General features: G+C 66.0%; 15 protein-coding genes. 5 read left to right on the forward strand and 10 right to left on the reverse strand.

Features of this window, described 5'->3' with window-relative positions; translation table 11 throughout:
• Positions 1-45: 45 nt before the first annotated feature.
• Together ACO07H_RS16600 and ACO07H_RS16605 are read left to right on the forward strand one after the other, a co-directional pair.
• The gene (locus tag ACO07H_RS16600) at positions 46-891 is read left to right on the forward strand and encodes a carotenoid 1,2-hydratase (protein WP_422016109.1); all 846 of its coding nucleotides are present in this window, start codon (positions 46-48) and stop codon (positions 889-891) included.
• A complete protein-coding gene (locus ACO07H_RS16605; protein WP_422016111.1) occupies positions 891-1,880 on the forward strand; it encodes an NAD(P)H-binding protein in 990 nt (329 codons plus the stop codon). The genes ACO07H_RS16600 and ACO07H_RS16605 overlap by 1 nt, the downstream gene beginning before the upstream one ends.
• A 12-nt stretch (positions 1,881-1,892) precedes the next feature.
• Here ACO07H_RS16605 and ACO07H_RS16610 read toward each other — a convergent pair whose 3' ends face one another.
• From ACO07H_RS16610 to ACO07H_RS16630, 5 genes are all read right to left on the reverse strand, one after another.
• Positions 1,893-2,345 carry a BLUF domain-containing protein gene (locus tag ACO07H_RS16610; RefSeq protein WP_422016113.1) on the reverse strand — a complete coding sequence of 151 codons (453 nt, stop codon included), beginning with the start codon at positions 2,343-2,345 and terminating at the stop codon, positions 1,893-1,895.
• Between the two features lie 65 nt (positions 2,346-2,410).
• A complete protein-coding gene (locus tag ACO07H_RS16615; protein WP_422016115.1) occupies positions 2,411-2,581 on the reverse strand; it encodes a hypothetical protein in 171 nt (56 codons plus the stop codon).
• An 18-nt stretch (positions 2,582-2,599) separates the two neighbouring features.
• On the reverse strand, positions 2,600-3,895 hold the full coding sequence (hemA, locus tag ACO07H_RS16620) for a glutamyl-tRNA reductase (RefSeq protein WP_422016117.1): 1,296 nt from the start codon (positions 3,893-3,895) through the stop codon (positions 2,600-2,602).
• Positions 3,896-3,953: 58 nt separating this feature from the next.
• The gene (locus ACO07H_RS16625; RefSeq protein WP_422016119.1) at positions 3,954-5,003 is read right to left on the reverse strand and encodes a phytoene/squalene synthase family protein; all 1,050 of its coding nucleotides are present in this window, start codon (positions 5,001-5,003) and stop codon (positions 3,954-3,956) included.
• Positions 4,987-6,567, reverse strand: a complete 1,581-nt coding sequence (locus tag ACO07H_RS16630; RefSeq protein ID WP_422016121.1) for a phytoene desaturase — start codon at positions 6,565-6,567, stop codon at positions 4,987-4,989. Before ACO07H_RS16630 ends, ACO07H_RS16625 begins: the two co-directional genes overlap by 17 nt.
• Before the next feature lie 46 nt (positions 6,568-6,613).
• On the opposite strand from ACO07H_RS16630, the gene bchO reads away from it, so the two are divergent.
• The 3 genes from bchO (at position 6,614) to ACO07H_RS16645 (ending at position 13,815) form a co-directional block, all read left to right on the forward strand.
• Positions 6,614-7,501: an alpha/beta fold hydrolase BchO gene (bchO, locus tag ACO07H_RS16635; protein WP_422016123.1), complete on the forward strand. Its 888-nt coding sequence runs from the start codon at positions 6,614-6,616 to the stop codon at positions 7,499-7,501.
• A gap of 959 nt (positions 7,502-8,460) precedes the next feature.
• Entirely contained in the window at positions 8,461-13,374 is a 4,914-nt protein-coding gene (locus tag ACO07H_RS16640) for a hypothetical protein (RefSeq protein WP_422016125.1), read from the forward strand.
• Between the two features lie 162 nt (positions 13,375-13,536).
• Positions 13,537-13,815 (forward strand): hypothetical protein, encoded by a 279-nt coding sequence (locus ACO07H_RS16645; RefSeq protein WP_422016127.1) that lies wholly within the window; start codon positions 13,537-13,539, stop codon positions 13,813-13,815.
• 680 nt (positions 13,816-14,495) lie between these two features.
• Here ACO07H_RS16645 and udk read toward each other — a convergent pair.
• The 5 genes from udk to bchI form a co-directional block, all read right to left on the reverse strand.
• Entirely contained in the window at positions 14,496-15,137 is a 642-nt protein-coding gene (udk, locus tag ACO07H_RS16650) for a uridine kinase (protein ID WP_422016129.1), read from the reverse strand.
• A gap of 202 nt (positions 15,138-15,339) precedes the next feature.
• Positions 15,340-16,005 (reverse strand): glutathione S-transferase N-terminal domain-containing protein, encoded by a 666-nt coding sequence (locus tag ACO07H_RS16655; RefSeq protein ID WP_422016131.1) that lies wholly within the window; start codon positions 16,003-16,005, stop codon positions 15,340-15,342.
• Positions 16,006-16,084: 79 nt separating this feature from the next.
• Positions 16,085-16,567 (reverse strand): GreA/GreB family elongation factor, encoded by a 483-nt coding sequence (locus ACO07H_RS16660; protein ID WP_422016133.1) that lies wholly within the window; start codon positions 16,565-16,567, stop codon positions 16,085-16,087.
• Between the two features lie 98 nt (positions 16,568-16,665).
• A complete protein-coding gene (locus ACO07H_RS16665; protein ID WP_422016135.1) occupies positions 16,666-18,453 on the reverse strand; it encodes a magnesium chelatase subunit D in 1,788 nt (595 codons plus the stop codon).
• Positions 18,454-18,562: 109 nt separating this feature from the next.
• Positions 18,563-19,582, reverse strand: a complete 1,020-nt coding sequence (gene bchI / locus ACO07H_RS16670) for a magnesium chelatase ATPase subunit I (protein ID WP_422016137.1) — start codon at positions 19,580-19,582, stop codon at positions 18,563-18,565.
• Between the last annotated feature and the right edge of the window lie 4 nt (positions 19,583-19,586).

Here is a 19,586-nt window from a genome sequence, read left to right on the forward strand (position 1 = left end):
GACGGCAGCGTCCACGCGCTCACGCTGATCGCCTTCGTCGGCAGCGTGTTCTCGCCCTACTACGCCTGGGCGCGGCGGCGCCACGGCGACGGCGGCGCAGCGGCCGAGGCGCACTGCGCGGTCAACCTGTCGCTGTACCGCCGCCCCGCCGGTGCCACGCAGTTCGAGCGCCTGTGGGCCATGACGGAGCGCGGCGGGCGCCAGGTCACGCGCAGCGCACGGCACTTGCAGATCGGCCCCAGCCGGCTGGCCTGGGCCACCGACGGCAGCCTGCAGATCGACATCGACGAGTGGACCGCGCCCTGGCCGCGTCGCCTGCGCGGGCGCATCCATGTGCAGCCCGGCGCGCTGCCCGGCCAGGCCTTTGCGCTGGACGCTGCCGGCCGCCACCTCTGGCAGCCCGTCAGCCCGCGTGGGCGCGTCGACCTGCACTTCGACACCCCCGCGCTGCGCTGGCAGGGCGGCGCCTACCTGGACGCCAACCACGGCAGCCGCCCGCTGGCGCGCGACTTCGACAGCTGGCAGTGGGCGCGCAGCGCGCTGCCCGGTGGCCTCAGCCGCGTGCACTACGAGGTGCAGACGACCGACGGTGCCTCGCGCGCACTCTCGCTGGACGTGGACGCCGCCGGCCGCCTGGCGCAGCGTCCGCTGCCGCTGCTGCACCCCCTGCCCGCCACCGCCTGGGGGCTGGCGCGCCACTGCCGCGCCGAGCGCCCGCCCGCGCTGCTGGCCACGCTGGAGAGCGGGCCCTTCTACAGCCGCTCGCTGCTGCGCGACCCGACGGACGGCACGATGAGCGTGCACGAGAGCCTGTCGCTGCGGCGCTTCGACCGGCCCTGGGTGCAGGCGCTGCTGCCGTTTCGAATGCCGCGCTGGACAGGGGGGCGCTGATGGCCCGCGTGCTGCTGCTCGGCGCCACCGGCACCATCGGCCAGGCCACGGCGCACGCGCTGCGCCAGCGCGGCCACGAGGTGGTCTGCTTCGTGCGGCCGCGCGCCGGCGTGGGCGGGCGGCTGCAGCAGGCCGACACCGAACGGCTGCTGGCCGGCGCGGCCGTGCGCTTCGGCGACGTGGCCGACCCCGCCTCGCTGGCCCGCGACGGCTTGTGCGGCGAGCGCTTCGACGCCCTCGTCTCCTGCCTGGCCTCGCGCACCGGCGCGCCGCGCGACGCCTGGGCCATCGACCACCAGGCCCACCTGCACGCCCTGGCGGCGGCACGGGACGCGGGCGTGCGCCACATGGTGCTGCTGTCGGCGATCTGCGTGCAAAAGCCCCGGCTCGAATTCCAGCGGGCCAAGCTGGCGTTCGAGCAGGCGTTGATGGCGTCGGGACTGACCTATTCCATCGTGCGGCCGACGGCCTTCTTCAAGTCGGTCTCGGGCCAGGTCGAGCGCGTGCGGCGCGGCCGGCCTTTCCTGTTGTTCGGCGATGGCCGGCTGACCGCCTGCAAGCCCATCGGCGACGACGACCTGGCCGCCTACCTGGCCGACTGCCTGACCGACCCGCAACGCCACAACCGCATCCTGCCCATCGGCGGCCCCGGGCCGGCGCTGACGGCGCGCGAGCAGGGCGAGCTGCTGTTCGCGGCGCTGGGCATCGCGCCGAAGTTCAAGTCGGTGCCGGTGGGCTTGATGGACCTCATCATCGCCACGCTCGCCACCCTGGGCCGGGTGGCGCCCAAGCTCGCCGGGAAGGCGGAGCTGGCGCGCATCGGGCGCTACTACGCGACGGAATCCATGCTGGTGTGGGACGCGACCGCCGGGCGGTATGACGCGGCGGCCACGCCCGCCACGGGACGACAAACGCTGGCGAGCTTCTACGCAGGGCTGGCGAGCGGCACGCAGCGGCTGCCCGAGCGGGGCGATCACGCGGTGTTTTGACCCCGCGGGCGCTCACCCGCGAGGTTCGTCCGGCGCGGCCTCACCCATCAACATGGCCAGGATGCTCTTGGACACTTGCATCGTCTTCTCACGATCCCGGCGCAGCGCCTCCAGGGTTTCTGGCAACTCCGTCCTGGCGCTCAGGCCGGCCCACACGGCGACCTGCGCCGCGGTGGCACTGACGCAGGCCATCTGCCAGTCGGGGAACGCCGGGGCGGCGATCTCGCCGGCCTGCAGCACGGTGAGCGTCTCGTGGCGCAGGTCGGTGGCGATGCGCGCCATCAGCGCTTGCACGGCCTCGGCCTGGCCTTCGAGCACCTGCAGAAAGCAGCCATCGACATAGGCCAGCGCCCCGGTGATGCCTGAACGGGCGTTGTTGCTGCGCGCCTGGTTCAGGATGTCTTCCAGGTCCTCCTGCTGCAGGGGCGTCGTGGAGGCCGATGAATAGATGACTTGGTAGGGCATGGAGGTTCCAGGTTGTTGCGGCGCGCACCGTCTTCTGCCTGCCCGCTGTACGGCACGACGGCAGCCTACTCGCTGGCGTCGGCGTTCTCGGCCTTCTTTGCCTTCTCGACCTTCTCGCGCTGCTCATCCTGGCCCCGGCGCCACTGCCGCCAGTCCCACCACTGCCACCCCGCCCAGCCGAGGATCACGCCGAACACCAGCACCAGCTCGATCAAGCCCAGCCAGTGCGACGTCATGCCGGGCCGCGCGGACGCTCAGTCGCGCGCCGGGGCGGGCCGCAGGAACAGCCGCTGCAGCGAGGCCATCCACTGCTGGTGTGCCTCGCCGGCGCTGCCATGCAGTTCGCTCAGGGCGCCATGCAGCATCTTGCGGGTCAGCGCGGCGGACAGCGTCTCCATCACGGCTTCCACGTCCTGCCCCCTGGCCAGCGCGCGGCGGGCCTTGGCGAGTTCGGCCTGGCGCCAGTCCTCGGTCTGGCGCTGCAGTGCCTGGATCAGCGGCACGCTGGCGCGCTGCTCCAGCCACTGGGCAAAGCTGTTGACACCGGCGCTGACGATGGCCTCGGCCTGCTCCACGGCCGCCTGGCGGCGCTCGCCGTTGGTTTGCACATGGCGGGCCAGGTCGTCCACGGTGTAGAGGAAGACGTCGTCCAGCCGCGCCACTTCGGGCTCGATGTCGCGCGGCACGGCCAGATCCAGCATCAGCATGGGGCGGCGCTTGCGGGCCTTCAGCGCACGCTCGACGGCGCCCAGGCCGATCAGCGGCAGGCTGCTGGCGGTGCAGCTGATGACGATGTCGAACTCGTGCAGGCGCTGGCCCAGCTCGGCCAGAGGCAGCGCCTGCGCGCCCAGCCGCTGCGCCAGCAACTGGCCGCGCTCGCGGCTGCGGTTGGCCACCGTCATGCTCTGCGGGCCGTGCGCGGCGAAGTGGGTGGCCACGAGGTCGATCATCTCGCCCGCGCCGACGAACAGCACGCGCGTGCTCTGCAGGCCCTCGAACAACTGCAGCGCCAGGCGCACGGCGGCGGCGGCCATGCTGACCGCATGCGCGCCGATCTCGGTGCTGCTGCGCACCTCCTTGGCCACGGCAAAGCTGCGCTGGAACATCTGGTGCAGCGTGGTGCCCAGGGCCCCGGCGCTGTCGGCCTCGCGCACGGCCACCTTCATCTGGCCCAGGATCTGCGGCTCGCCCAGCACCATGGAATCCAGCCCCGACGCGACGCGGAAGGCATGGCGCGCGGCGTCGGCGCCCTGCAGGAAGTAGCTGTGGCCGCGCAGGCTGTCGGTGCTGGTGCCGCCCTGGGCGGCCAGCCATTCGATGGCGGGCTCGGCCAGCTCCATCGCATGGCGCGGGCAGGCGCTGGGGGGCAGGCCGACGTACAGCTCGGTGCGGTTGCAGGTGGACAGGATGGCCACCTCGGGCTGGGCGCGCGCCAGGTGGCTGCGCAGCCCCTGCACGCTGCGGCCCAGCGCCTCCAGCGGGAAAGCGAAGCGCCCGCGCAGGTCCAGCGGCGCGCTGCCGTGGTTCAGACCCAGTGCCAACACACTCATTGCAAAGCCTCCGAGCTGCGCACCGCGGTACGAACGCCTTCTGGCGGCCGTGCGGCGCTCATGCCGCGCTCCGGCCCCAACCCGCCTGGCGGTCCTGCCGCTCCAGCCGGTCGAAGAGGTTGATGACGAACTCGACCTTGCGGACCGGCTCGGGCATCGGCGTGGCGGCCACAGCCGCCAGCAAGGGGCGGTTGGCCGCCAGCGGCGGCTCGCGCAGCTGCCGGCTGGCTGGCCACAGGCTCACGGCGGCCTGCAGCAGCAGGCGGCTCTTGCGGCGGCCCGGCACCACGGCGCGGCGGTTGACGGAGTCGCAGCCGGCGCGCGCCACCTCGTGTCCGACGGCGGCGTACATCAGCCGCGCCGCGTTGATGCCGGGGCGGCAGGCCAGCGGCAGGCTGGCGACGCCGGCCGCCGCACGCGCGTAGAGCACGTCGGCGGCATCCAGCAGCCGCTGCACGACAGACGCCAGCGCCGGCTCGAAGCGCGGCGCAGCCAGCCAGGCGACGGGGTCGATGCCAGCCTCGCGCAGCCACTGGCGCGGCAGGTACAGCCGCCCCATGCGCGCGTCCTCGCCCACGTCGCGCGCGATGTTGGACAGCTGCATCGCCACGCCCAGGTCGCAGGCGCGCGCCAGGGCTGCTTCGTCACGCACGCCCATCAGCAGGCTCATCATGGCGCCCACGGTGCCGGCCACGCGGGCGGCGTAGTCCTGCAGGTCGTCCAGCGTGTCGTAGTCGCGGCCGTCGACGTCCCAGGACAGGCCTTCGATGAGCAGGTCCAGCAGCGCCCGCGGGATGCCGTACTGCGCCACCACGGCGGCCAGCGCGCGGTCGGCGGCCACGGGCTGGGGCCGGCCCTCGAACACGCGGTCCAGCCGGCGGCGCAGTTGCGTCAGCGCCAGGCGCCGGCCGCCTTCCACGTCCACGGTGTCGTCGGCCAGCCGGCAGAAGCCGTAGAGCACGGTGGCCGGCGCGCGCACGGCGGGCGGCAGCAGCAGCGAGGCGGCGTGGAAGGTCTTGGAGTTGTGGGCCAGGCTGGCGCGGCAGGCGGCCAGGTCGGCGGGCAGCAGCGGCGGCGACGGGCGCGGGGATTCAAGCGGTGCGGACATGGGCGAATCCTTCCTTGGCCGGAAATGGGTCGGAGCGGGGCAGATCCCGCCCGTGCGGCACGATGCTGTCGAGCACGCGGGCGGACGACAGCACGCCCGGCAGCCCGGCGCCCGGGTGGGTGCCGGCGCCGACGAGGTACAGGCGCGCCACCTCTTCGCTGCGGTTGTGCGGGCGGAACCAGGCGCTCTGCGTCAGCACCGGCTCCAGCGCGAAGGCGGCGCCCTTGTACGAGCTGAGGCGGTCCTGGAAGTCCTGTGGCGTCAGCATCAGCGAGCTGACCACCGCCTGCTCCAGGCCCGGCAGCAGCGTCTCGCCCAGGCGCTTGGCAATGGCCGCGCGGTAGGGCTCGGCGCGCTCGCGCCAGTCCACGCCGGCGTCCAGGTGCGGCACCGGGGCCAGCACGTAGAAGGTGTCGCAGCCCGGCGGCGCCAGGCTGGGGTCGGTCGCCGTGGGCCGGTGCAGGTAGAGGCTGAAGTCGTCGGCCAGGTGCTTCTTCGTGAAGATGTCGTCCAGCAGGCCTTCGTAGCGCGGGCACAGCGAGATGGTGTGGTGGGCCACGTCGGGGTACTGGCGCGAGGTGCCGAAGTACCAGACGAACAGGCTCATCGAGTAGCGCGCGCGGGCGATGCGCTTGTCCGTCCAGCGGCGGCGCAAGCGGCCGGGCAGCAGGTGCTTGTAGGTCCAGGCCGAGTCGGCGTTGGAGACCACCACGTCGGCGCGCAACTGCTGGCCGGTCGCCAGCCGCACGCCGCAGGCCGCGCCCTGCTCCACCAGGATCTCGTCCACCGCCTGGCCGCACAGCACACGCCCGCCCTGCCCTTCGACCAGCCCGACCAGCCCGCGCACCAGCGCGCCGGTGCCGCCCATCGCGAAATGCACGCCGAAGCGCCGCTCCAGGAACGCGATCAGGCAGTAGACCGACGTGGTGGCGAACGGGTTGCCGCCCACCAGCAGCGACTGGAAGGTCAGCACCACGCGCAGCTTCTCGTCCTTGACGTGCTTCGCAGCAAGGCCGTAGACGGTGCGGTAGCCCTCCAGCTTCAGCAGGTCGGGCAGCACGCGGGCCATGTCCGTCCAGCTCTCGAAGGACACATGGCCCAGTTGCTCGAAGCCCACCTTGTAGATGGCCTCGCTGGCGGCCAGGAAGCGTTCGTAGCCGGCCACGTCGCCCGGCGACAGCTTGGCCACCTCGGCGCGCATGGCGTCGGCGTCGCCGCTGTAGTCGAACACCGTGCCGTCGTCGAAACGCACGCGGTAGAACGGCGCCACGGGCCGCAGGTCCACGTCGTCGGCGAGCTTCTTGCCGCACAAGGCCCACAGCTCGTCGAACAGGAAGGGCGCGGTGATGACCGTGGGCCCGGCGTCGAAAGTGAAGCCGTCCTGGCGGTGCACGTAGGCGCGGCCGCCGGGGGCGTCGAGCTTTTCGAGTACCGTCACCCGGTAGCCCCGTGCGCCGAGGCGCACCGCCGCCGCCAGGCCGCCAAAGCCGCTGCCGATGACCAGCGCCTCCGGGCGCGAGTCGCCACGCAAGACTGCGGTGGGCGCCTGACTTTGTGTCAACATGGCTTGATCCTATGCGTGTCCAGTTTGGTTGACAACCGGGTTTGTGATGAGTTCTGACAGCGAAAGGCCCGAGGCCCTGACTGCCGGCGGTTTGCGCTGGCGTCTGCAGCGCATGGGCCAGGGGCCCCACCTGCTGCTGCTGCACGGCACGGGCTCGTCGCTGCAGTCCTGGCGCGCCTGCCTGCCCGGGCTGGCAGCGCATTTCAGCGTGCTCATCCCCGACCTGCCCGGCCACGGCGGCACCGCCGCGTTCGCGGACCGCCAGGCCAGCCTGCCCCGCATGGCCGCAGCGGTGGGCGACCTGCTCGCCGCGCTGGACTGGCAGCCCGCCCTGGTCGCCGGTCATTCCGCCGGGGCGGCGGTCATGGTGCAGATGCGCCTGGACGGGAGCCTGCCGCAGGCGCGCGGGCTGCTGGCCGTCAACGGCGCGCTGCAGCCGCTGCCGGGCCTGATGGGCCTGGTGGCGCCGGCCGTGGCCCGGTTGGCCTCGCGCAGCGCCTGGCTGCCCGCCTGGGTCAGCCGCCACGCGGGGCAGCCCAGGGCGCTGAAGAACCTGATCGCCTCTACCGGCTCACGCCTGGACGACGCCGGCGTGCAGCACTACCGCGAGCTGCTCGAGCAGCCCGCGCATGTCAGCGGCGTGCTGGACATGCTGGCCGGCTGGCAGCTCGCAGACCTGCAGGCCCGCCTGCCGCAGCTGCGCCTGGCCCCGGACGCCCAGCTCTGGCTGGCCGCCGGCCTGGCCGACCGCACGGTGGCTCCGGTGCAGGCGCTGGAGCTGGCGCGGTGGCTGCCGGGGGCGAGTTTTCATCCCCTGCCGGGGCTGGGCCATCTGGCGCACGAGGAGGCGCCGGAGGTGGTCAATGGCTTGCTGCGGCGGCTGTGGGAGCAGACCGGCGGCGGGGCCGGGTTCACAACAACCAGTCGGTCGTGAACGGTCTGGCGCAGGGGGTGGTGCAGGCGGGCGAAGTCGGCAAGAGGCGGGTTGCCGCCGCTCGCAGCCGGACTGTGTACGGCGGCTTGCGACCCATTGCGGCCGCGGGCCCAAGCGTCGCGGGCGTCAGCAAGGTGCCCAAAAACCGAAATTGATCCGGCGGCGGCTGGAGGCCGTCTGCCGACTTCCAATTTTGACGGTTCAATGGCCGCCGCCGCCGGACCGGTCATTCGCCGCCCCGCCGGCTGAGTGGCTGCTTCACATCCAGGACCCGACGCTCGGCGGAACTCGTCCCTGCGACGCCTGAGGTCCAATGCCCCACGCCAACCAACGGCAACTCTGAACGGCCTCGAGCTGGCGCTATCAACCTTCAGCTGCCGGTGACCGAGACGGCATGGGCGTCGGTGATGCAGCCGAAAGCGGACGTTCATCGCAGGGAGTTTCGGAGAAGCTTAGCTACAAGATCGGGTACCGGTCAGCGGCTGGTCGTGTGGGCCGCGAGCGCCAGTTCGCGGACCTCGCCGACAGCTGAACTTGGCCAGCCCTCTCTGACTTATCAGAAGTCAGCCTCCAGGCGCGCGCCTGAAGTCACGCACCCTGCCATCAGCTGACCGTCGCCGTCGCTGGGCGGGCAGTGCGTGAGGATGGAGTGATCCAATAAACCGGTCTTATTGGGACTCGCTACCAAGATGGATTAACGATTAGATTTGGCGCGCTGGTTCGTATTCGTCCGCGCCGTGTGGCATGCGCAACCCAGCCTCTCTACCACTTCCGATGTTTCCGCATGCGGTTACATGCCATCGCTGTCCCAATTCGGCTACGGTGGCGACCACCCAACTCTAGCCCTGCGTGCAGAGAGTCGTACGTGCAAATCACGATGCTACGGTTGACCGCATCTGTTAAAAGGCGTCCAAACATGTACGGCAGTTTGGCAGATCGGTATCCACAGGGAGGAAATAATGGCAGATAAGCTTCAACTCACAGAATTTGCGGGATTCGGACCCAACTATCAGTTTCGAGCTTCACTTTGCCGTGAATACCATCGATTGTTGACGTCAAACGCGGAAACAGAGGTGCTACTCCTGGAGGCTCGGCCGGGAATTGGGGCGACCAGCTTATGTGCCGAGTATTTCAACACCATAGACGAGCCCGCGATTCTGCTTACAGTTCATGCTCGTTCACGACTCGGTTACTCTTTACCTTATTTGGTTGAGCAAGCTCTAAGGCAGGCCTATAGCCTATTAGGCGAGGAGCCGAAAGGCGATAAGTCGGACAATATTCTGGCGGAGTGGCAACGCACGCTACCGAAGCTCACGCGAAAGGTCAAGTCCGTGCGACAAAAGCTGCACATCGTTATAGATGGGCTTTACCAAATCCCTCCCGAGGATGAGAAATATCAAACCGAAGTCGTTAAAGAAATTCTCCTATTTGGCAGTCCAGATATTAAGCATGTGCTCACTTGGCGTGAGCGCCTTGACAAACCAGTCTACCTAAAGAGCACTCTGACACGGATTGCGGCGATTCCCCCGCTTTCAGATAACGAAGCCCTTGCGCTCTTAGTAGCAGAAGGGGTTCCTGCCAAATGGCACAAAGAAGTCATCGCGTCTACAGGTGGCATTCCCGCAAAGCTGGCCTCAGTTGCGCGTTTAAATGCTCTCGGTAAGCTAGATAGCATCAATATTCGATCTTCCCTAGACGAGTTCTACGACGAGGAATTTTCAGCGCTAGTGGATGGGAGCCAATGCAGTACCGACGATGTGGAAATCGCGTTGTCATTCGTTACATTCTCTAAGAAGCCATTAAGCCACGATGAACTTGCGCGACTATCGAGGATATCGTCAGACTGCTTGAGCCGGATAATGAATTCGAACGGTTTTGTGCATGTAGATAACGATAGCGGACTTATCACGCTTTCTAGCATTACCCACCGCGACTTTTTAAGTAATCGCTTGGTATCTCGCAGAATTGCGGTTATCAAGGCTTTTGTTGACGGGTTGGCCGAAGCGCCAGCGTCCTCGGACTCAATTCAGCTTCTTCCGACGTACTATAGCGAACTGGGCGACCATGCACAGACGCTTGATTTGCTTACCGTATCGAACCTCGACGCATATTTGGCGGCATCGCAAAGTATCACGGCGCTTAAGCAACGCAATGATCTCGGATTCATTGCGGCAACAAAATCTAAACATGAAGTCGAGGCCTTCAGATTCGCCTTACAAGCTTCGATTATTAGATCCTTTGGGACTGCGTCCGACAATGAACCGCTGTTAGCGGCATTGGCTGCCACTGGGCGTCTAGACGAGGCACTTCAAGTCGCCGAGAGTGAGGCAACGAATGAGGGCAAGCTGCTTCTCTTGGCCCGGTATGTAAGCCTACTAGACAGCAAGGGATTGAAGGCGGACGCTTCAATTCTCAGCCAGATAGAGGTTCTCGTTAACGGCCTTGATCTAACTGCCGACCGGGATCGCTCAATTGACGTTGCCGAATATCTAATTGGTCCATACCCAGAACTTGCGTTTCGTATCGTCGAGGAATCTTCCAATGGTAATTCTTCTCTAAAAGACGCCGCATACACACATTTTGCAATAAGCCAAACGCACCCTTCGAAGGAAAAACCAAGGGTTGACCGATTCAAAGAATATGCATCAAAGATTGCAGACTCGAAAACCCGGACTTTTATAAAAGCGGCTGAGTCAGTTCTTGCGACTAAATCTTCAACAGACCTTTTGGACTCGACGCAGGGCATGGATGGACGTCAGCGTGCGTTCTTCTTACGCCAATGGTTGACCGTACATTTTCGCGAAAGCGCGGCTATCGGCGTCGCCAAATTCGCATTAGACGAGGCTGCTAGCGATACCTCTTACGCCCCATCTGCGAGCGATTTGAGGATCATTTGCATCCCTGTGATATTCGCGAAAGACGCTGCAGAGGCGACAGAATTACTACAGCGCATTGAAATTCAAAGAACCTCATTGATTGAGCGTTCCTCTACCGTAGATCGAACAAGGCTTGACCTGGCAATTGCACGAAGCAAAGTAGCGCTTGGTCAATCAAACGGCGATGCTTCAGTTGAAGAAATATATCTAAACATAAGCTACATCGCTGACGATGGAGTGAGGTTGGAGTGTCTATGCTGGCTGCAGGCCCAATTGGGACGTTTTGACAAACTGACTGTCGAAACTAAGTCGACAGTCAAGCAGCTTACGGAATCGGGAATTCAACAGGCGGTGGAGGCGTGCCTACAGACCACTGCCGAACATATAGATGTATTCAAGGGGGCAGTATCCGCACTGGTCGAGTTCAATCCGAGAAGCGCGTTCGACATCATCGCAAAGATTAATACTGCTGAACGGCGTGACGCTGCGTACACAATTTTAATTCAGCAACTTATTCTCAGGAGCTCCAGTGAACCTATTCCAGTAAAGCTACTTAACGAGGCGCTCTGGAAGATTTCAGATGAAGGTAAGCGTTGGGTCGCGCTTGTAAATTGCCTAAGATCCCTAGCCAAGCAGATCCCGAAGCTGGATGAGGCGCCTGAAAAGCTAATTAAGCTGATTGATAGTATTAAGGATCCTCTCGGCGTTGCGTATGGCCGAACTGAGCGGGTGAAGGTATGTCAAAGCTATTCGCTTCCGATTGACGCAGCGCAAGAATGCAAGGAGTTTGTAGCGTGCCTTGCCGAAATTGATGAGGCGTTCAAGACTCCGCAATTATTCTTTCAATTTGTTGAGGCCATTGCCAAAACAGATAAAGACCAAGCGAGTAAGCTGCTGGACAACTACTGGGCGTCCGACATCCGCTTGCAAGCGCAAAGCGAAGATTACTTCGGGCTGATTGAGTCATTGTGTAGGCTAACAATGATCTCGTTTGCCGGCACCTTGAAACACCGTCAAGATTCGGAGGATGCCCTCCAAACGGTTATTGGTGCTATCGAAAGGCTCGCGCCTATTAAGGTCCAGGCCGACCTTCTAAGTGATTTGGCCATTCGCGCACATGCCGTCAATAGAAAGGATGTGTTAGACGCGATTTGCACAAGTCATCTAGTTCCGTTGGTTCAAAGTCAGGCATCGCAAAATACCTTTACCTATCAGAAGGTCATTGCGGCTGCCTATCCTGCGCTATTTCTCTGGAACAATTCCTTTGCGAATAGTCTTCTCGATCCGCTTCCGCAGGTATGCAAAGATAAAGCTCGCTCCGAAACGATCTATTACCTGATCACAAGGACCCCCACGTCTGAGCCCTATGAAGACGATAGCCTGAAAAATGCTAAAGTCACGTGGGCTGACGGAGTAACGATAGTCGACCTTATCGAGCAGATTAAGACCGATAACGTTTTAGTCTCGTCCATGCTCGATTTTAGTTTTGCAGCAAGCTCTAAGGCAAGTTCAAACGAAATTAGCTTGAGTCAACGAAGCGAGCTAGCAAATCGACTATCTAAGAAGGCGGCTGCAGACTTGCCTGAGCAGGCAAACATCAAACATGATGGTTGGAAAATCATCGCGCGTGGTGCGTGTGCAAAGCTGGCTCATGACGTAACGCCCGCGACTTGGAAGTCCTTAATTGATTTGGCGAAGGCGGTTCCCAACGCATCAGATGCAGTTTATGTCTTGGGAATGCTTTCCTCGCTATTGCCGGTAAAAATGTCGCTTGAAAAAGTCGATGTGGTACGCGAAGCAGAGTCCCGTCTACATCTAATTCCGTCAAAGGTAGATTCGGTAAGACGGGCAGTTTCGCTTTCAAGACTGTCCGCTTCCGTCGACTATCAAAATGAAATGGCAAAGCGAATTCTGCGGGGAGCGATGGCAGGAGCGGTCACTTTGAAAGATCAACAGGCAGCCATTGAAAGCCAGCGGAGTATCATTGATCAAGCGTATAAGATTGATGAGGACTTCGCACAAGAACTTATTAACGATCTGGACGACGATCCTGCTCGCACTAGGGCTAAAGACGCTGTGCGTGCTCAAATCGCTCAACAGAAGGCGAAAGGCGCATTCATTAAGAAAAAGTATGATGAAGTGGCTAAGCTAGACGACTACAGCGGATTGGGCTGGTCGGCGCTTGCTAGTCTAAATGCTGGAAATGTCCCAGGACATAAACAGGATGAGTTGAGTGCGATGCTGCCGAAGGTTGTCCAGTGCAGCATGGATGACTCTTATGGCTTCTATTGGCTATATCTGCGCTGTTTGCAGCGAAAGTATGAACATAGCGCTGTCCAGTCGAAACAGATTTTGGTTCCAATTGCGGAAGTAACTAAGGTGGCGCTTTTGCTTGCTGAAAGGGTTGGCCAAAGAATATGGGGAAATTTGCGAAGAAGTGAGGCCTACTTTGAAGCTGGCGGCAGTCAGAAATCTAGCTATGTCAATGTCCCTGGGTCAGGGTGCTCCGGGCTTGATTACATCCGTCAGTGGGTTCTTGCTCAAAGTGCCGGCTCGATATTAATATGTGATCCGTATTTCAGGCCTGACAATATCGATTTCGTCAAAGAGATCTCCTTTTTGCGTGAAGGCTTGGAGTTTTTTGTTGTTAGCTGCAACAATGAAGTTGAGTTTCAAGATCTGGACGCGGCGTATCGAGTGGCTTGGAGTAATATTGCACACGTCGAACCGCCCCCTATTCGGATAGTTCATATGAACTATGAAGGTCCTAAAAGCCCTAGCTCGCACGTCATTCACGACAGATGGATATTCATGGGTAATCGCGGGCTTCGAGTGGGTACTTCGATAGGCTCTTTAGCGGGGGCAAAGCTTTATGAGCTTTCAGAGGTACAAGAGGCGGACGTCAACAACGTTATGCCCACGCTGGGTGGCTTTGTGGAAATGAAGCAGAAGTCTCTTGACGGAAAGCGTCTCCGGTATAGCGTTGTTCAATGGTAGCCGCCAGTCGCCTTGAAACCTTGTCATCGTCTGTCTGGAAGATGACAAGGCTAGACCGGCTTCGAGTTAGTTCAGTGTTAAATGGGGATGCAGCTTAGTTGTTCACTATCATCCGTGCCATTCCAACTAGGACACACGCCAGCGCATAAAGGTATGCGGACCATGAAGGAGTACAACAAGGTCCAAGAGGTGAAGGCGGGCTTGAGGCAGGACCATCGAGCCCTCGCGCTATTCACGCTGGGCTGCAACTCGGCCTTTCGTGCCGGTGACATGCTCGGACTGAAGCGCGATCAACTGGCGCTTCAGGAGGACGGGCGGTACGAGATCGTGACGGTGGAGCAGAAGACGCAGAAGCTCCGGCGGATCGTCCTCAATGGGCCAACGTCCAGAGTCCGCGTGAGCACATCGAAAGCTCAAGCGGCAGCTGCGCGGGCTGCATGAAGCGACAGACGGCAAACCCACCACGGAGGCCACGCTGTTCCAGCAGGCCCTTGCCTGGCTGGAAGAAATCAGGGCAACCGTCGAGGACGGTGTCACCGACGGCCGTATAGGAGCCAGTCCGTGAACGGCATGTAGGAGCCAGTGGCTGACCGGCATATTGGAGCCACTGCGTGATCGCGTTTTGGAGCCAGCGCCAGATCGGGATATAGGAGTCAGCCGGCACGGGTGACGGGCGTCTCGAACACCGCGAGGCCATCCCCGTATTCCTCATACCGGCCGGTCGTCGGACTATCGGTCGGATACAACACTGACGACTATGGAACTAGCAGCGTCGGTTGGGCCACGGCGTCCGACGGACGGCACACGCTGCAGTACCGCGCTTCGGCGTCGATCTCGACCTACCGCTTTGGGCACTTTGCTGCCCTCCAGACTTCACTGACGGGCGACTCCTCATGGCCGACTTCAGTCCATCAACAGGCGACCGCCGACTGCCCGCGACCGGCCCAGCAGTTGTCGTCGCGCAGCCGACACCGTCGGTCTCGCGGGCCGGCTTCTCGTCTGAAGCGGGCTTCCGTGGCCTGCCTCGCCGAGACTGGCCTTGCAGACGGCGTCTGACGCCGAGCCGGCAAGAGCCGCCCCGGTGAGCCCTTCAGGACGCCGCAGCGATGCGCGCCTGCCGATCAGCCACGCTCGACGTCCTGGAACAAGCTCATCACCTTGGTGGTGATGATGTCCACCGCCGGGCCATTGGCGCCGTGCGGCAGGATGACGTCGGCGTTGCGCTTGGTGGGCTCGATGAACTGCTTGTGCATGGGGCGCACGGTGTCCAGGTACTGCTGCACCACCGACTCCGTGCTGCGGCCGCGCTCCGAGATGTCGCGCTGCAGCCGGCGGATGAAACGCACGTCCGAAGCCGTGTCCACGTAGATCTTCAGCGACATCATGTTGCGCAGCTTGGTGTCGTACAGGGCGAACAGGCCCTCGACGACGATGACCGGCGCCGGCTTGACGGTGATGGTGTCGCTGGAGCGGTTGTCGGCGGCGAAGTCGTACACCGGCATCTCGATGGCCTCGCCCTTGCGCAGCGCGGCCAGGTGTTGCGCCATCAGCGGCCAGTCGAAGGCGTCCGGGTGGTCGTAGTTCTGCTTGCGGCGGTCGTCCGGCGGCATGTGGGACTGGTCGCGGTAGTAGTCGTCCTGCATCACCACCGCCACCTTGTCCGGCCCGATGGCGGCCAGCACCTGGCGTGTCACCGTCGATTTGCCGCTGCCGCTGCCCCCTGCGACACCGATGACGAAAGGTTTGTGAGAGGTCTTGGGCATGAGATCGTGGTGCGGGCTTGGCAGAAGCCCGGGAATTTACAAGCTGGCGAGTGGCATGCGGGCGGCTGCGGCGTCCGCTGGGCACGGTCTGCCGGCGGGCTCGCCCCCGGGGGTGATTGTCGGCGGCTTGCGCCGCGCGCCACGGGTGCCCGTGGGGGCGAAGGCCGCCAGGCCGGAACCTGATCCACCGCCAGCGCAGTCGTCAGTGCCGCCCCGGGGAATGGACGCAGCCCGCGGGCAGCTTCGCCATGCAGGCGGCGAACAGCGGGCTGAGCAGCCAGCCGTTCAGCCATGACCGCACGGACGGCACGTCCAGCGCCGCGAACCATGCGGCGTCCACGGCGGCGAACTGGCGCACGAAGGGCATCACGGCCAGGTCGGTGGCGCAGGGCGTGGCGCCGCCCAGGAAGGGCGCGCCGTGCAGCCGTGCCTGCAGCGGCTGCAGCAGCACCTCCACCGCCCGGTCGCGGTGAGCGTCGGGCGTGAGGGTCTCGCCCGCGTGGCGTTGCGGGTACTTCCAGCGGTCCAGGTGGTGCTTGAAGGCGCCGTCGTTGCGCTGGACCAGGTCCAGGTTCGCAGGCGACTGCGCCCGCGCCCACCAGGTCTCGTCATCGGGCGCCGCCAGCGCCCAGCGCATGATGTCCCAGCTCTCGTCGATCACACGGCCCTCCTCGGGCAGGTGCAGCACCGGGACCGTCGCCTTGGCAGACAAGGCCAGCAGGCTCGCCGGCTTGTCGCGCAAGCTCACCTCCACCACCTCGAAGGCCTGCCCGGCGTGCAGCAGCGCCATGCGTGCGCGCATCGCGTAGGGGCAGCGCCGGAAGCTGTACAGACGCGGCAAGCGGGGGCCTGGGGGAACGAGGGTCATGGGCAAGGGGGTGGCAGGGTTTGGGCAGAGGGCAGGCCGCGACAGGGTCACGCCGGTTCGGCACGAGCGCGCCCGCGGCTCAATGGACCCGCAGCACCTCGAACTGGCGTCGCACGGGCGCCCGCTGTATCGACACCTCGTCACCCTCGCATCGCCCCAGCAGGGCCTTGCCCAGCGGAGCGTCGGCGCTGATGACCTGGACGGTGTGATCGCCGCTGACCACCGTCATGCTGCCCCCGCCCGGGCCGAGGAAGAGCTGTTGCTGCCCGCCATCGGCATCGAGCAGCCAGACCAGCGCGCCGAGCTGGATGCCTTTGGCGGCGTCGTAGGCGAGCGGGCGGAACTGGCGCCAGTGGGCCATGGCCTGGCGGATGGCTTCGGCGCGGCGCGCCTGGCCGGTGGCGAGGTAGGCGGCTTCCAGGCCCAGGGTGTCGTACTTGTTCTCGGCAATGTTCTCTTCGTGCGTCGCCGTCTCATGGGCGGTGCGCGCGGCCTCTTCGGCCTGCCGCAGGTCTTCGGCGAGGCGTTCCAGCACCTGCTGTCGCAACAAGAATTTATCCATGGTGAAAGGCAGGCGTCTCGAACGAGCGGGGGCGGCCGGATTATCGAGGGCGCCCCCGCCGTCGGGCCCAGCCACCCGGCGCCGCCGGCCCGACGGGGTCACTCGCGGCGACAGGCCGCGTAGACATCCGACGCCTGCCCGTGCGGCAGCGGCACATAGCGCGCCGCCATCGCCTGCGCCAGCGCCATGGCCGCAGGCTGCGGCCGCGGTGACGTGTCGATGAGCACGCTGGCGAGTCCCGCCGCGCGCAGGCGCTGCGCGGCGGCGAGCGCGTCCTGCATGGCGGGGCCCCGGCCGGGGCTGCCGTCACGGGCGATGTTGGCGCGGGCGTCGGTGAGGAAGACCAGCACGGCCCGGCCGCCGTCGCGGGACTGCAGGCCGCTGCCCAGCAGCCAGGCGGCCTCGATGCCCGCGGCCAGCGGCGTGCCGCCGCCGCCGGGCAGGCCTGACAGGGACCGCCGTGCGCGCACCAGCGAGCGGGTGGGCGGCAGCAGCACCTCGGCGCCTTCGCCGCGAAAGGCGATCAGCGCCACGCGGTCGCGGCGCACGTAGCAGTCGGCCAGCAGCAGTTCCACCGCGCCCTTGGCCTCGGCGAGGCGGTTGAGCGCCTGCGAGCCGGAGGCGTCGACGACGAAGACGGTGGTGGTCTCGTCGGGGCGGCGGTAGCGCTTGATGTGGAAGTCGTCGCGCTTGAGCAGCAGGCGCACGGGCGCGGGGCCCAGGCCTTGCTGCTCGCGCTCGAGCAGCCGCAGCCGCTGCCAGGGGATGGCGGCGCGCAGGGTGGCCAGCAGATCCGGCCGGCTGCCGGCGCGCAGCGCGCCACGCCGCGAAGCCAACGGCCGGCCGCTTTGCGCCGGGCGGGCGGCGGCGCCGCGCCGGCCGGCGCCTGCGCCGCCTTGGAGGGACGCACCGGCCAGGCTGGCCAGCAGGCCGGGCGGGATGGCCGCCTGGGCGGCGGCGACCATCTGCTCCTGCAGTTGCTGCGCCTGCTGCGCATCATCGGGTGGTGCCGTGGCGGGGTCGTCGGGGGCCGAGGCTTCGGGCTCGCCCGGTGGCGTTTCGGGCGGTGGTTCAGGCTGCGATTCGGCGGAAGGCTCGGGCGCGTTTTCCGGCTCGCTGTCGGGCTCAGCCTCCGGCTGGGCCGACTGCGGCAGCGTTCGCGCCCGCGGCGCGAGCACCAGCCGCGCGGCCAGTTCGGCATCGGCCTGGGTGACGGACTCACGCCCTGCGATGGCCGCCGCGGCGCAGGCCGCGCGCCAGGCCTGCCAGGGCGCGCGCAGCGACGGCAAACCCAGCGCGGCGGCGGTGCCGCACAGCGCCTGCACGGTGGCGTCGTCGTAGGGGATGCGGCTCAACCGCTGCCGCGCTTGGAGCAGGTCGAACGGCGGCGCCTGGCCTTCGCCCAGCCGGTCGAAGCCGGCAGCCAGATCGGGCGCGGCAGGGCTGGCGATCAGCGCCAGCCGCTCCAGCAGGCTGGCGGGCAGTTGCTCCTCGGCCGACTGGCCTTCGTCCAGCGCCACGACGCCAAAGCGCGACGCGCCCTGCTCCAGCGCGGACGCCAGCCTGGCCGCCAGCCCGGCATCGACGCGCTCGGCCATGGGCAACAGCAGCACGCCACCGTCGGCCTCGGCCAGCAGCCCGGCCTGCATCACCGGCCGCCCGGCGGCCAGGCTCAGGCCCAGGTCCAGGCCGCCCGCCAGGCGCTCGTCGTCGATCTGCAGCGGCAGGCGGCGCCAGGGGGTGCCGTCAGGCAAGGCGCGGCGCAAGCTGGCCAGCACCGCGTCGCGCGCCAGGCCGGCGGGGCCGCGCAGGCACAGGCCACCGAGGCCCGCCGGGTCCACCGCCAGCAGCCAGGCTGCCTGGGTGGCCAGGTCGGGGCTGGTCATGGAGCGCGGGCTGGGTAGGTTGGGGTGAGCCATGCGAACCCCAACGGCCAGCGGTGCCGTGGACGTTGGGGTTCGCGGTGCTCACCCCAACCGACGGTCGCCGGCTCCGTCATGCCCACAGCTCAGCCACCGCGCGCTCGATGCGCTCGCCCGAGCCGGTGTCGTCCAGCGGATTGCGGCGCAGCCGGTGGCGCAGCGCCGGCACGGCGACCTGGCGCAGGTGCTCCAGCGTGACCTCGGGCGCGGCCTGCAGCGCCGCCAGCGCACGGGCGGCGCGCATCAGCGTCAGCTCGCCGCGCAGGCCGTCGCTGTGGACGGCCACGCAAAGCTCGGAGGCGCGGTGCAGCACGGCGTCGCCGATGGCGAGGCCGGGCAGGCGCTCGCGGGCCTGCACGATCTGGCGCCTGACCTTCGCGTCCTGCTTGGCCCACTGCGTGGTGAAGGCGACCGGGTCGCGCTCGAAGGCGTCACGGCGGCGCACCACCTCCACGCGCTGGGGGATGTCGGTGGGCGTCTTGACTTCGACCGACAGGCCAAAGCGGTCCAGCAGCTGCGGCCGCAGCTCGCCCTCCTCGGGGTTGCCACTGCCCACCAGCACGAAGCGCGCCGGATGGCGCACGCTCAGGCCCTCGCGCTCGATGACGTTCTCGCCCGACGCGGCCACGTCGATGAGCAGGTCCACCAGGTGGTCTTCCAGCAGGTTGACCTCGTCGATGTACAGGAAGCCGCGGTGCGCCCGCGCCAGCAGCCCGGGCTCGAACGCCTTGATGCCCTGCGACAGGGCGCGCTCCAGGTCCAGCGCGCCCAGCACGCGGTCTTCGCTGGCGCCCAGCGGCAGGTCCACCACCGGCACGGGCAGCTCCTCGGTCTTGACGCGGCCGCCGGCGCGCAAACGTGCGCAGTCCTCGCAGCCGGACGACGCGGCCGGGTCGCAGTGATAACGGCAACCCTGCACGGCGCGCATCCTGGGCAGCAGCGCCGCCAGGCCGCGCACGGCGGTGGACTTGCCGGTGCCGCGGTCGCCCAGCACCAGCAGGCCGCCGATGGCGGGCTCCACGGCGGCGATGAGGATGGCCAGCTTCATCTCGTCCTGGGCGACGATGGCGGAAAACGGGAACGGTGTGCTCATCGGG

The sequence above is a fragment of the Roseateles sp. genome (genome assembly GCF_965229315.1).
GTDB lineage: Bacteria > Pseudomonadota > Gammaproteobacteria > Burkholderiales > Burkholderiaceae_C > Pelomonas.